A 13,166-nucleotide genomic window follows, 5' to 3' on the forward strand; every position below is an offset into this window, starting at 1 on the left:
AGCAGTCCAGAACAGGCAAACCCATGACCCGACCCGTTATCCGCTTTTTGATGTCCACCGCCGTGATCGGCACGCTTGCATCCTGCGGCGCTGCCGTGGTGCAGGTGCCCGGCGCGGGCGGCCCGCCTGCGGTGTCGGGCGGCCAGACCCCGGCGGCAATCCCCGCCGCCACCCCCGGAGACGAGGCCGGGCTGCAACGCTGGATCGCGCAATTCCGCCCGCGCGCGCTGTCGTCGGGCGTGTCCGCCGCCACCTATGACCGCGCCATGGCCATCGCCCGTTACAACCCCGAGGTGATCCGGCTGGACCGGCGTCAGGCCGAGTTCTCGCGCCCGGTCTGGCTGTATCTGGACAGCGCCGTATCGGATAACCGCATCACCACCGGCCGGCAGATGCTGTCGCGCCATGGCCGCACGCTGGCCGCGATCGAGGCGCGCTACGGCGTCCCGCGCGAAGTCGTGCTGGCCGTCTGGGGCATGGAGTCGAATTTCGGTGCCAACCGGGGCCGGATGCAGATCATCCCCTCGCTGGCGACGCTGGCCTATGACGGCCGCCGGGGCGAGATGTTCGCCGGGCAGTTGATCGCGGCGCTCAAGATCATTCAGGCGGGCGACATCGACCCGGCGCATATGCTGGGATCATGGGCGGGCGCGATGGGGCACACGCAATTCATGCCCACCTCTTATCTGCAATATGCGGTCGATTTTACCGGCGATGGCCGCCGCGACATCTGGTCGGACGACCCGACCGACGCGCTGGCATCGACCGCCGCCTATCTGGCGCGCAACGGCTGGGTGCGCGGCCAGCCCTGGGGGGCCGAAGTGCAACTGCCCGCCAATTTCAACATGGGCCTGATCGGCAAGGGCACCCGCCGCGCCGACTGGGGCAGCATGGGCGTGCGGCGCATCGGCGGCGGCGCGGTGCCCGCGGGCAGCGGCTCGATCATCATGCCGGCGGGGGCACGTGGCCCGGCCTTCCTGATTATGGACAACTTCCGGTCGATCCTGCGCTATAACAACAGCGACAACTATGCGCTTGGCGTGTCCTATCTGGCGGAACGCATCGCCGGACGCCCCGGCATTCAGGGCAACTGGCCCCGCGCCGACCGCCCGCTGTCCACGTCCGAGCGCGAAGAAATCCAGCGTCGTCTGGCGCAGCGCGGTTTCTATCAGGGCGAGATCGACGGCCTGTTCGGCTCGGCCACGATGGAGGCGGTGTCGGCGTTCCAGCGGTCCATCGGCGTCACCCCGGACGGCTATCCGACCTCGATCCTGCTGGGTCAGTTGCGGGGATAAGCGGGCGCTGGTGGCGCGTCCCCTGATTCGCCACCCCGCCTGCGCGTCCACCGGGAAACGGCAGCGAAATTCCCGCCCGCGTTGAACCTTTCGCGCGGGCGCGGCGTTACCCCGGCAAAGGAATGGACAGGAGCTTTCCGATGCAGGGATTGGGTTGGCTGGCAGCGATCATTGTCGGCGGCATTGCGGGCTGGATCGCCAGCAATATCATGAAGGCCGATACCGGCGTTCTGGTGAACATCATTCTGGGGATCGTCGGCGCGGTTCTGGCCAATGCGCTGTTCGCGATGGTCGGCATCAACGCGCAGGCCGGCAGCTGGATCGCGCAGGGCATCGCCGGGCTGGTCGGGGCGGTGATCCTGATCTGGCTGGGGCGGCGATTGTTCTGACCCCGCCCCCAAAACACACCAAGGCCCGCTGCGACGCGGGCCTTTTTCATGGCATCTTGTTGGTATCTTGCGGCAGTCGCGGCGCTCAGCCCGCCAGATGCGGGGCGAATTCGGCCATCACCTGCCGGTAAACATCGCGCTTGAACGGCACGATCCCGGCGACCAGATCATCCGCGCGCACCCATCGCCAGGCGTCGAATTCCGGGTGGTCGGTGTCGATGCGCACATCGCTGTCCTGCCCCAGAAAGCGCATCAAGACCCATTTCTGCCGCTGGCCGCAGTATTTGCCCTTCCACACCTTGCCCAGCAATTCCGGCGGCAGATCATAAAGCACCCAATCGGCGGTTTCGCCGATCACCTCGACCAGATCGGCCGAAACGCCGGTTTCCTCGACCAGTTCGCGCAGCGCGGCCTGTTGCGGCGTTTCGCCCTTGTCGATCCCGCCCTGCGGCATCTGCCAGGCGTTGCTGTCGCTGTCGATGCGATGGCCCGCAAAGATCAGACCATCGCGGTTCACCAGCACCACCCCGGCGCAGGGGCGATAGGGCAGGCCGTTGGCACCTGCGGGTTGGCCGCTCATTCCGCGGCCTCGCTGCTGTCACCCTGCGCGGCGGACCCTTCGCCCGTGACCGCAGGCGTCGCCTCGGCCCGCACGTCACCGGCGCGGAAATCGACCGCCGACAGACCTTTGAGGATGTCCACCGCATAGGCAAGCTGGTAATCCTGTTCGCGCAGCCGTGCCGTCGCCTCGACCTGCGCGGCTTCTTCTTCGATCTGCTTGCGCTCTTCCTCGCTGATGGAATCGTTGTTCAGCGCGCCGCGCAGATCCGCCTCGGACCGCGAAAAGCTGGAATTGCTGCGCGGGCCGTTTTCCTCGGACTCGGCTTCGGCCGCCGGGCGCGAAGGCGGTTGCACCACGATGATGTCGGGGTTGATGCCCATGGCCTGAATCGACCGGCCCGAGGGGGTGTAATAGCGCGCCGTGGTCAGCCGGATGCCGCTGTCAGCCGTGACCTGCATCACCGTCTGGACCGAGCCTTTGCCAAAGGATTTTTCGCCCACCACGATGGCGCGGCGGTGATCCTGCAAGGCGCCGGTGACGATTTCCGATGCACTGGCCGAGCCGCCGTTAATCAGCACCACCATCGGCTTGCCCTGCGCCAGATCGCCGGGTTCGGCATTCCAGCGTTCGCTTTCTTCCGGGTCGCGGCCACGGGTAGAGACGATTTCGCCCGCATCCAGAAAGGCATCACTGACCGCGATGGCCTGATTCAACAACCCGCCGGGGTTGTTGCGCAGATCCAGCACAAAGCCGCTGATCCTGTCCATGCCGCCCGCTTCTTCGACCGCCTTTTCCATTTCGGCCTGCAAGGTCGAATAGGTTTCGTCGTTAAAGGTGGACACGCGCACGACAACGGCATTGCCTTCGATCTGGGTGCGCACCACGGTCAGCTTGATCGTGTCGCGGGTCATGGTCAGGTCAAAGGGTTCCTGTTCGCCCTGCCGCAGAATGGTGATCGTCACCTCGGACCCGACCGGGCCGCGCATCCGGTCCACCGCCTGATCGACGCCCAGACCCATCAGCGATTCGCCGTTCACATGGGTGATGAAATCGCCCGATTTGACCCCCGCCTTGGCCGCAGGCGTATCGTCGATAGGCGAAACCACCTTGACGATGCCATCTTCCTGCGTGACCTCCATCCCCAGCCCGCCAAAGCTGCCGCGCGTCTGGGTCTGCATGTCTTCGTAATCATTGGCCGACAGGAAACCGCTGTGCGGATCAAGCGAGGTCAGCATCCCGTTGATCGCCGCCTCGATCAGTTTCTTGTCGTCGGGGCGTTCGACGTAATCTGAACGGATGCGTTCGAACACATTTCCGAACAGTTCCAGATCCTGATACAGCGCGGCATTGCCATCCGTCTCTTGCGCGATCAGCGGGCCTGCCAATTGCGTCGTTACCAGAACCCCGGCCAGAATGCCGCCGACCCCTGCCATCATGTAATGCTTCATCTGGTCTCTGCCTTAATCCTGCGCCTGCTGCGTTCCGGTCAGCGCGTTCATCACGAACCAATCCGCCGGGTTCAATGTTTCCCTGCCCTTGCGCAATTCAAGATACAAGGTTTGGGACTGCCCTGCATCGCCGCCTTTGGTGGCATCGGCCACGAATTGCGCACCGAATTCCTGTGCTGGCGGCTCGGTTCCGCCCATAAGGCCGACCGGATCACCGGCGGCCAGCACGTCGCCCACCTCTCCGAACACCTGACCTAGCCCTGCAAAGACCAGAAGATAACCGCGCGCGGGTTCCAGGATCATCACATTGCCGTAATCAAGCAAGGGGCCGCGAAAGCGGATCGTTGCGGGCCACGGTGTCGTGACCAGCGCGGCGGGGGCCGATGCGATCACCAGACCGGGGCGGCTGACGCCCGCCGCATCGGCCTGACCATAGCCGCGCATGACGGTGCCCGCGACCGGCAGCGGCAGGCTGCCCTGCGCACCCTCGAAGTCGGTGATCGGCGGGCCGACATCCAGATCCATGCGCGACACCCCGGCGGCAAATTCATCCAGGCTGGAGGCGCTGCTTTCCAGCGCCTGCAATTCCGCCGGGTTTTCGGCATAGCGCACCGGCATATGCGAACGGTCGGTGACGGCACTGGCCAGCAGGCGACGCGCCTCTTGCACGGCGATCAGGCCGCTGCCTAGCACCTGCGCGGTGCTGTCTTGCAATTCGCGCACGGTGGCGATCTCGTCCAGATCGGATTGCAGCGCCTCGGCCTCGGCCCGCAGACCGGGGGCGATGTCGGCGACGATCATGGCCGAGCGGGCGGTGGCCGTCGCCCCGCCGGGATGCAGCAGCAGGGCGGTTTCGGGCGATTGCTGCATGGCAGTCATCGCCCCCAGCACCCGCGACAGCCGGTCATGCTGCGCCTGAAACCGCGCGCGCAGATCGGTTTCGCGCTGCGCCGCTTCGCGCAGACCGGCACGCAAGGCGGCAAGGCCCTGTTCATAGCCGTGGATCACCTCGGTCAGCGCCGTCACCTGATCGTCGGCCCCAAGCGCGGATTCCAGCCGCGAGATGGAATCGCGCAACTGATCCGCCGCCAGTTGCGCGGCCTGCGCTGCCTCGGACGCCGGGGTGACGGCAGTGGCGGGCGCGGACAGCGCAGCGATCAGCGCCAGCGCGGCAAGGGGACGGGTGCCGGGGATCATGCGCGGCAGATCAGGCTTTGGCCGGTCATTTCCGGCGGCAGCGGCAGGCCCATCAGATCCAGCACCGTGGGCGCCAGATCGGCCAGCCGCCCCTCGCGCAGCGACGCGCCGTCGGGGCCGCCAAAGACGATCACCGGCACCGGGTTGGTGGTGTGCGCGGTATGCGGGCCGCCGGTGGCCGGATCGGTCATGGTTTCGCAATTGCCGTGGTCGGCACAGATCACCGCCGCCCCGCCGGTATCGCGCAGCGCCGCGATCATCATGCCAAGGCCGCGGTCCACCGCCTCGCAGGCGCGGATGGCGGCGGGCAGGCTGCCGGTGTGGCCCACCATATCGGGGTTGGCGAAATTGACCACGATCAGGTCATAGCCATCACGGATCGCCTGCACCAGACGGTCACTGACTTCGGCTGCGGCCATTTCCGGGGCCAGATCATAGGTCGCCACCTTGGGGCTGGAGGGCATAAAGCGATCCTCGCCCGGTTCCGGCGTTTCCTTGCCGCCGTTCAGGAAAAAGGTGACATGCGGGTATTTCTCGGTTTCGGCCAGCCGGAACTGGCGCAGCCCCTGCGCCGCGACCCAGGCCCCCAGCGTGTTGACCACCTGCCGTTTCGGATAGGCGGCGGTCATAAAGGCATCGTGATCGGCGGAATAATCGACCATCCCCAGCATCGCCGCCCATTGCGGGCGGATGCCGGTGTCAAAGGCGGCAAAATCAGGCGCGGCCAGTGCGGCCAGAATCTCGCGCGCGCGGTCGGCGCGGAAATTCAGGCAGAAAAAGCCGTCGCCATCGCGCACCCCGGTATAGCCGGGCAGGACGGTCGGCTGAATGAACTCATCCGTTTCGTCGCGGACATAGGCGGCGGTGACGGCATCGGGGGCATCGGCGGCGGTCAGCCCCTCGGCCCGGATGATGGCGGCAAAGGCGCGCGACACCCGATCCCAGCGGTTGTCGCGATCCATCGCGTAATAGCGGCCGATGACGGTGCCGATCCGCACCCCTTCGGGCAGGTTTCCGGCCAGTTCGGTGACAAAGCCAAGCGCCGATTTCGGCGGCACGTCGCGCCCGTCGGTGATGGCGTGGATCACCACCGGCACCCCTGCCCCGGCCACGGCCTGCGCAGCGGCGATCACATGGCTGATATGGCCATGAACCCCGCCGTCGGAGACCACGCCCATCAGATGCGCCGTCCCGCCGGTTGCCTTAAGCCTGGCGACGAATTCACCCAAAGCGGTATTGGCCCAAAAGCTGCGGTCCTCGATGGCAAGGTCGATCTGGCCCAGATCCATCGCCACCACCCGGCCCGCGCCGATATTGGTGTGCCCGACCTCGGAATTGCCCATCTGGCCACGGGGCAGGCCGACGTCGGGGCCAAAGGTGGTCAGCGTCGCATGGGGGCAGGTCGCCATCAGCCCGTCAAAGACCGGAGTGTTCGCCTGATCGGGGGCGGATTGTTCGGGCCGATCGGATATGCCCCAGCCGTCCAGAATGCACAGGATCACAGGTTTCGTCATCGCCGCCCTCTTGTCTTGATCTTGCGTCTCAATACGCCCCTGCGGGCCGGGGGGCAACCAAAGCCGGGGTGCCGCAGCCGCTGAAATTTGCCGCAGGGATGGCGGCAGGGGGCCGCAAGGGCGCGGTCGCGTGGCTGATCGGTGATGCTGGCGGTTGCAGGGGGAAAGCCAGCTTGCTGATGGCGGGGATCGCGGTGCCATCGGGTGACGCCGTGCAGGGGCGCGACGCGCCAGCCGTATCCTCTGCCGGTGAAGCAACGCAGATGCCGGGGGCGCAGCGTTGGTTGCCGCTGCCGGGTGAGCCGGCACGGGATGCAGCCAGCCACGCTGCCCCGAACGGCAGGGCGGGGTTGACCGGGGCCGATCCCGCCGCCAGACCCCATTCGCCCAAGCGATCAGCCCGCGATCGCAGCGGCCCGAACAGTCGCCGGTTCCGGTGGCTGCGCCGCTGCGGCACCCGCACCTGCGCCAGAGGTAACGGCAGTGGCAGCACCTGCTCCAGCGTCATCGACACCAGCGGCTGCCGCACCGTCTTCGCCAAGAGGGGCCGCAACCACCGATTGGCGAAAGCGGATCATCAGCCGGCCGCCCGACAGCCGCGTGGCCGTCCAGCCCAGCAAACGCCCGCCCGGCCCGATCAGCGCCCCTTCGTCGCGGGCATCGGTCATGCCCCGAACCCGGTCACACAGCGCGCCAAGGCCCGGACCGGCCTGATCCGCCTCGTCCTGCCACAGCGCAAGCGCCTGATCGGCGCGGCTGCTGCGCTGGCCCCAGATGTCCACATAGGCCTTGTTGGTGGTCTTGACCGCACCGTTCGAGCCAAAAACGATCAACCCGTCGTCGATCCCGTCCAGCACCATCGCGCCAAGCGACAGTTCGGCGCGGTATTTGCGGTTCAGGGTGATTTCCGAGGTAATATCCTCGAACAGGAACGCCACCGCGCCATCGGGATGCGGGCGCCCGGTCACGCGATAGGTCTGCCCGCCGGGCAGCGACCATGTTTCGACATGCCGCCCAGTGGCGGCGGCGCTTTCCAGATTGTTCATCTGCTGGCGCCAACTGCGGTAATCCTTGGGTTCGGGCACCATCCGCGCCTCGCGCAGCTGATCGAGAAAATCGAACAGCGTCGGGCGCGCGGTCAGAAAGCCGGTCGGCAGGCCCGTCAGGTCGATCAGTGCCGGGTTGAACAGTTGCAGCTTGCGTTCGCGGTCAAAGATCGCCAGCCCGGTCGGCAGGTCGGCAAAGGTCTTGGTCAGCGTCTGCACGAATTCGCGCAAGGACCGTTCGGCGCGCACCGCCGCATCAGCGGGCAGCGCGAACATCATCGTCTGATCGCCCGCGCGATGGCTGTGGCAATCATACCAAAGCACCGATCCGCCGCTGTCCAGCCGCGCCCGGCGCGGGGCGGCGATGCCGCCCGGCTGCGTCCGGGGCACATCCAGCAGACGCGGCAGCGGCCAGGCGATCTGGCCGTCGGCCCCCGCCTCGGCCCGTTGCAGATAGGCGGCATTGGCCCATGTGATCCGGTCATCGGCATCCTGCCGCCAGACCAGCATCGGGGTCTGATCCATGGACAGGCGCAGCAGGTCCAGTTCTTCCTCCATCGCCTGAAGCACCAGCGAATCGACGGTGATGCCCGCATGTTCGGCGGAAGGATCGGTCAGGGTCAGGCGCATCAACCCGCTGCCCAGATCCTCGGCCGCCAGCCGCAGGGTGGCATTGCCATGCCCGTCAGGGCCGCGCAGATCCTGACGCGGGTTGTCGGCCAGCCGGTCCAGCGCACCGGCGGCATCGGGAAAACGCCCGGCGATCCAGCCGTCCAGCCGCGCCCATTCGCCGCCGGTGCCGGTCACGCTGTCCAGCAGCGCACGGGCGGGCGGCGTGGCGTCGATCAGCATCCGGTCGCGGAACAGAAAGACCATGGGCTGCACCGCCGGTTCCAGCAGATCCAGCCGCCGCGCCACGGCAACAGAGCCGCCGCGCCGCCGGTCCCACAACCGGATGGCTGCCACCGCCAGAATCACCGATAATATGCCGGCCCCAAGCGCGATCAAAAACGTCTGCAACACGGACAGTCTGCCCCCGGATTCCCACTATTGCACAGACATTATGTCACAAGACGTTAAGGGAAGGTTAACAAAACCGCTTCAGCCGGTAATCTCGGGGTTTTCGCCCAAAGCCTGCCGCGTATCCGCCGCGATCAGCGCCAGCGGCCAGCGCAGTGTGACCTGCGCACCGGGCCGCAGATTGGCAAAATCAACGGCGGCGCCCGACCGTTCCAGCAGAGTGCGGGCGATGAACAGGCCAAGGCCCATCCCCTCGCCATCCTTGCGCGTGGAAACGGATCGCGGTCCCAGCGGATAGCTTTCGCCCAGACGCGGCAGCAGCCCGGCGGGAAAGCCCGGCCCGTCGTCGCTGATCGTCACCGTCAGGCTGTCGGCATCCTGAAAGGCCGTGATCTCGATCCGGGTTGCGGCATAATCGACCGCATTCTGGATCAGGTTGCGCATCGCGTGAATCACACCGGGATCGCGCCGGATGTCGGGGCCATCAGCGTCGATCTGAATGATAACGCCGCGATTCTGATGCGGCTCGGCCGCTTCTTCCAGAACGACGCGCAGAGGCCCGGCGCGCAGCAGCAGATCATCCTTGCCCGCCCGCCCCATGGATCGCAGCGTCGCGGCGCACCGGTCGGCCGACTGACGCAGCGTGGCCAGATCGGCGGCCAGATCGGGGCGGTCGGACAATTCGTCCTCCAGTTCGGCGGCGATCAGCTTGATGGTGCCCAAGGGGGTGCCCAGCTCATGCGCGGCGGCGGCAACCACGCCGCCCAGATGTTGCAGCCGGTGTTCCCGCGCCAGCGCCAGCTGGGTGGCAAACAGCGCGTTGGTGGTGTCCGAGATTTCAGCCGTGACGCGGCGGGCATAGATCGCGAAAAAGCCGATCCCCACCAGAATCGCCAGCCAGTGCCCCAGCGCCAGCAAGGGCGGCAGTTCCAACCGCACCCCGGTCGCATCATGGATCGGCCAGCCCCACAGTGCCGCCGCCGTAATCAGCGCCGCCGCCAGCAGGCCCAGCGCCACCGTCAGCCGCCGACCCAGCACCGTGGCCGATACGGTGACAGGCGCCAGCACCAGCAGCGCAAAGGGGTTGGCAATGCCGCCGGTCAGCGCCAGCAGCGCCGAAAGCTGCACCAGATCAAAGCCAAGCTGCCCCAGCACCGCGCGCGGCGACATGCGCTGCGGGCCGCGCAGCATCAGCCACAGGTTCAGCAGCCCCCCCGCCGCAATCAGCAGCGCGACCGGCACAACCGGAAAGCGCACCCCCAGCATCAGCGCACCCGCCAGCGCCGCCGCCTGCCCCGCCGTCGCCATCCAGCGCAACAGCGTCAGGGTGCGCGCGCGGATCGGCTCGGCCTGAATGGGGGGCAAGGGCGGTGCCGCAGCGGCGGTGGTGGCAGCGGCGGGTTGCGGTCGGATCATGGCGGGCACCGGGTTGTGACGATGCGTCGCTTGATAACCCCGGCTTTCTGGGCGATCAATGCGCGCCCATCTGTCAAACCGAGGATCGCCATGACTACCGAACGCCGGATCATCATGCTGGGAACCGCCGCGACCGCATTGTTGCTGGTCAGTGGCTGGCTGTGGCTGTCACGCGGACCTGCGGGCGATCCTTATGCGGGGTGCCGTCAGTCGGTGGTCAGCGGCGGAATGGACAGTTTCGGCACCGATTTCACCCTGACCAATCAGGATAGTCAGCGGGTCAGCTATGCCGATGTGTTCACCAAGCCGTCGCTTTTGTATTTCGGCTATACCTTCTGCCCCGATGTCTGCCCGATGGACAGCGCCCGCAATGCCGAGGCCGCCGATCTGCTGGCCGGACAGGGCAAGGATGTGCAGACGGTCTTTATCACCGTCGATCCCAAACGCGACACGCCCGAAGCTCTGCGCGATTTCACCGGGCTGTTTTCCGACAGCATGATCGGCCTGACCGGCAGCGAGCAGGAAATCGCCGATGTGAACCGGGGCTGGCGCAATTACTATCGTGCGCAGGATGCGGATGGCGACGATTATTATCTGGTCGATCACATGACCAATACCTTTCTGATTCTGCCCGGCGATACCGGCACGGTCGAGTTCTTTGGCCGCGACATTGCCCCCGCCGATATGGCCCGGCGCACCGCCTGTTTTGTGGATGCCGCATAGGGCCATCGTCTAACTGTTTGACCAGACAGACCCGGACAGCTTAAATCGCATCAACAAGGAGGCGATATGGCTGACATACCCGGCGACCGGATCGGCAGTGACCCCAGCTTGCTGCTGGTCGATGATGATGAGATTTTCGTAACGCGGCTGGCCCGCGCCATGGAAAAGCGCGGCTTTCGCCCCACCGCCGTTTTCAGCGTGGCCGAGGCGATGAAAGCCATCGCGCAATCCGCCCCCGCCTATGCCGTGGTCGATCTGCGGCTGGAGGACGGGTCGGGGCTGGATGTGGTCGAGGCGCTGAACGAAGCCCGCCCCGATTGCCGCGCCATCGTTCTGACAGGTTATGGTGCCATCGCCAGCGCCGTGGCTGCAGTGAAAATGGGCGCGACCGATTATCTTTCCAAGCCGGCGGATGCGAATGACATCACGCTGGCGCTGCTGGCCAGTGGTGACATATTACCCCCGCCGCCGCAGGACCCGATGTCGGCCGACCGGGTTCGCTGGGAACATATCCAGCGCGTTTTTGAACAATGCGACCGGAATGTCAGCGAAACGGCACGCCGCCTGCATATGCACCGGCGCACCTTGCAGCGCATTCTGGCGAAACGCAGCCCGCGCTGAATATATCTTTTGACCTCTTGCAAATTCTGCTAATATTAATATGTGGCAGAAACTGTTTGTTTGGGGAAACCGATCAATGACCATCGAAATCGAAAAAATGGACCTGAAAGAGCTGCGCGAACTGCGCGCCAAGCTGGAACGGGCCATCAATTCCTATGAAGACCGTAAACGCCGCGAAGCTCTGGCCGCCGTCGAGGAAGCCGCGCGCACCTATGGCTTTAACCTGGCCGATCTGACCGGCGGCAAAACCCGCCGTGCGGGCACCGTGGCGCCGAAATACGCCAATCCGCAAGACCCGACCATGACCTGGACCGGCCGTGGCCGTAAACCGCGTTGGGTTCAGGAAAGTCTGGATTCGGGCAAATCCCTGGAAGATCTGCAGATCTGAACGATACGGGGCCGTCGCGTCAGCGCCGGCCCTGAATTACCCCCGCCCCTGATCGAATTGCGCCATCAGTTCGTCAAATCGCGCCAGATATGCCTGACGCACCTGCGCGGGCGGGCGCAGCGTTATCGAAAAAGAATCCAGAATATCCGTCTGCGGCACCGGGAACAGCTTTTTCGCCTCGTTCGCGGTAAAACCGGCGATGCGTTCCGCCTCGATCCGGGCGGAAATCCGGTCGGCGGTCTTTATTTGACGGTGTAAACTGCGCGTCAATGTCGCAGGCAGGCCAAAACGGCGATGAATAGCGGCGGAAATCCGCCGATCTATTTCTCCGTATTCTACACCAAGCGCGGATTTAACCGGCGAAATCATGTCGCCGATGACATATTCCGGCGCATCATGCAGCAGGGCCGCAAGGCGTGATCCGGCATCAGATTGCGGCATCAGATAAGAAAATATTCGCTCGACCAGCAATGAATGTTCGGCCACCGAATAGGGCCAGTCGCCCTGCGTCTGCCCGTTCCAGCGCGCGACAAAGGCCAGCCCGTGGGCAATATCGGCGATCTCGATGTCGAAAGGGGTCGGGTCCAGCAGGTCAAGCCGGCGCCCCGACAGCATCCGCTGCCAGGCGCGCGGCGATTTTGCGCGGGGGGGCATTCCGGCCCCGGATTACGACAGCGGCACGCCTTCGGGGCGCTGATTCTGCTGCTGTTGCTGACGGCGGGCGATTTCCTGACGATACAGGGCCACGAAATCCACCGGGTCCATGTTGAAGGGCGGGAAACCGCCGTCGCGCGTCACATCCGAAATGATCCGCCGCACAAAGGGGAACAACATGCGCGGGCATTCGATCATCAGGAAGGGGTGCAACTGGTCTTCGGGCACGCCCTCGACGTGGAAGACGCCAGCATAGTCGATCTCGCACAGGAACAGGGTCTGGCTGTCCACGGTATTGGTCGAGCCGACCTTGAATTTGGTGATGACCTCATACTGGTGATCGACGGGGCGCTTGCGCGCGTCGAGGCTGACCTGCACGTTGATCTCGGGCTTGACCTCGCCGGTCGGGATGCCCTTTTGCACCACCGCGTTTTCGAACGAAAGATCGCGGATGAACTGCGCCAGAATGCGCATCTGAACCTGCGGCGGTTGCTGCTGCGCGTCAGCCGCTGCGTTGTTATCCGCTGCGCCGGTGGTTTCGTCGGCCATGTCGATTCCTCGTGTAAAAAAGACGCTGCGCGTTACCTATCAGGGCTGCGCGCCGGTCTCAATCGTCAAGCGGTCAGGATCGCGTCCAGCCGGACCCGCCGCCGGGCGGCAGCGCATCGGGCGGGCCGGGCGGCTGGCGGGGGGATTCGTCATCCTCGATGGTATAATCGCCGTCGATGACGCCGCCCTGAAACGGCGGGCGATGCGGTTCGCGGGGCATCCCGCCAAAGCCCGCGCTCTGCACCCGCACGCGGCGCCCGATGCGGTGCATCACCAGATCGCGCACCGGCGGGATCAGCAGCAGCAGGCCGATGGCATCGGTGAAAAAGCCCGGCAGCACCAGC

At 65.6% G+C, this 13,166-nt stretch carries 14 protein-coding genes; 5 read left to right on the forward strand and 9 right to left on the reverse strand.

What is annotated here, in order from left to right; all coding sequences use genetic code 11:
• The first annotated feature begins 23 nt into the window (after positions 1 to 23).
• A complete protein-coding gene (locus Q4G14_RS12390) occupies positions 24 to 1,295 on the forward strand; it encodes a lytic murein transglycosylase (protein WP_303362066.1) in 1,272 nt (423 codons plus the stop codon).
• A gap of 140 nt (positions 1,296 to 1,435) precedes the next feature.
• Positions 1,436 to 1,684 carry a GlsB/YeaQ/YmgE family stress response membrane protein gene (locus Q4G14_RS12395; RefSeq protein ID WP_303362067.1) on the forward strand — a complete coding sequence of 83 codons (249 nt, stop codon included), beginning with the start codon at positions 1,436 to 1,438 and terminating at the stop codon, positions 1,682 to 1,684.
• Positions 1,685 to 1,769: 85 nt separating this feature from the next.
• Here Q4G14_RS12395 and Q4G14_RS12400 read toward each other — a convergent pair whose 3' ends face one another.
• From Q4G14_RS12400 to Q4G14_RS12425, 6 genes are all read right to left on the reverse strand, one after another.
• Positions 1,770 to 2,264, reverse strand: a complete 495-nt coding sequence (locus Q4G14_RS12400) for an RNA pyrophosphohydrolase (protein WP_303362068.1) — start codon at positions 2,262 to 2,264, stop codon at positions 1,770 to 1,772.
• A complete protein-coding gene (locus Q4G14_RS12405) occupies positions 2,261 to 3,694 on the reverse strand; it encodes a S41 family peptidase (RefSeq protein WP_303362069.1) in 1,434 nt (477 codons plus the stop codon). Before Q4G14_RS12405 ends, Q4G14_RS12400 begins: the two co-directional genes overlap by 4 nt.
• Before the next feature lie 12 nt (positions 3,695 to 3,706).
• Positions 3,707 to 4,891: a murein hydrolase activator EnvC gene (locus Q4G14_RS12410; protein ID WP_303362070.1), complete on the reverse strand. Its 1,185-nt coding sequence runs from the start codon at positions 4,889 to 4,891 to the stop codon at positions 3,707 to 3,709.
• A complete protein-coding gene (gene gpmI, locus Q4G14_RS12415) occupies positions 4,888 to 6,405 on the reverse strand; it encodes a 2,3-bisphosphoglycerate-independent phosphoglycerate mutase (protein ID WP_303362071.1) in 1,518 nt (505 codons plus the stop codon). The genes Q4G14_RS12410 and gpmI overlap by 4 nt, the downstream gene beginning before the upstream one ends.
• A 395-nt stretch (positions 6,406 to 6,800) precedes the next feature.
• On the reverse strand, positions 6,801 to 8,474 hold the full coding sequence (locus Q4G14_RS12420) for a PAS-domain containing protein (RefSeq protein ID WP_303362072.1): 1,674 nt from the start codon (positions 8,472 to 8,474) through the stop codon (positions 6,801 to 6,803).
• A gap of 78 nt (positions 8,475 to 8,552) precedes the next feature.
• Positions 8,553 to 9,887 (reverse strand): ActS/PrrB/RegB family redox-sensitive histidine kinase, encoded by a 1,335-nt coding sequence (locus tag Q4G14_RS12425; protein ID WP_303362073.1) that lies wholly within the window; start codon positions 9,885 to 9,887, stop codon positions 8,553 to 8,555.
• A 90-nt stretch (positions 9,888 to 9,977) separates the two neighbouring features.
• Here Q4G14_RS12425 and Q4G14_RS12430 point away from each other — a divergent pair, with 90 nt between their 5' ends.
• From Q4G14_RS12430 to Q4G14_RS12440, 3 genes are all read left to right on the forward strand, one after another.
• Positions 9,978 to 10,610: an SCO family protein gene (locus Q4G14_RS12430; protein ID WP_303362074.1), complete on the forward strand. Its 633-nt coding sequence runs from the start codon at positions 9,978 to 9,980 to the stop codon at positions 10,608 to 10,610.
• A 66-nt stretch (positions 10,611 to 10,676) separates the two neighbouring features.
• Positions 10,677 to 11,231, forward strand: coding sequence for an ActR/PrrA/RegA family redox response regulator transcription factor (locus Q4G14_RS12435; protein WP_303362075.1), 555 nt, complete (start codon positions 10,677 to 10,679; stop codon positions 11,229 to 11,231).
• Between the two features lie 76 nt (positions 11,232 to 11,307).
• A complete protein-coding gene (locus Q4G14_RS12440) occupies positions 11,308 to 11,619 on the forward strand; it encodes an H-NS histone family protein (RefSeq protein ID WP_303362076.1) in 312 nt (103 codons plus the stop codon).
• 36 nt (positions 11,620 to 11,655) lie between these two features.
• Here the strand turns inward: Q4G14_RS12440 and Q4G14_RS12445 are convergent, their stop codons facing one another.
• From Q4G14_RS12445 to Q4G14_RS12455, 3 genes are all read right to left on the reverse strand, one after another.
• Complete coding sequence (locus Q4G14_RS12445; RefSeq protein WP_303362077.1) at positions 11,656 to 12,273, reverse strand: HD family hydrolase; 618 nt, start codon at positions 12,271 to 12,273, stop codon at positions 11,656 to 11,658.
• A 12-nt stretch (positions 12,274 to 12,285) separates the two neighbouring features.
• Entirely contained in the window at positions 12,286 to 12,822 is a 537-nt protein-coding gene (secB, locus tag Q4G14_RS12450; protein ID WP_303362078.1) for a protein-export chaperone SecB, read from the reverse strand.
• 73 nt (positions 12,823 to 12,895) lie between these two features.
• On the reverse strand, positions 12,896 to 13,166 hold a 271-nt coding region (locus Q4G14_RS12455; RefSeq protein WP_303362079.1), incomplete at its 5' end, for an FxsA family protein.

Source organism: Paracoccus sp. (in: a-proteobacteria) (assembly GCF_030538755.1).
Lineage (GTDB): Bacteria > Pseudomonadota > Alphaproteobacteria > Rhodobacterales > Rhodobacteraceae > Paracoccus.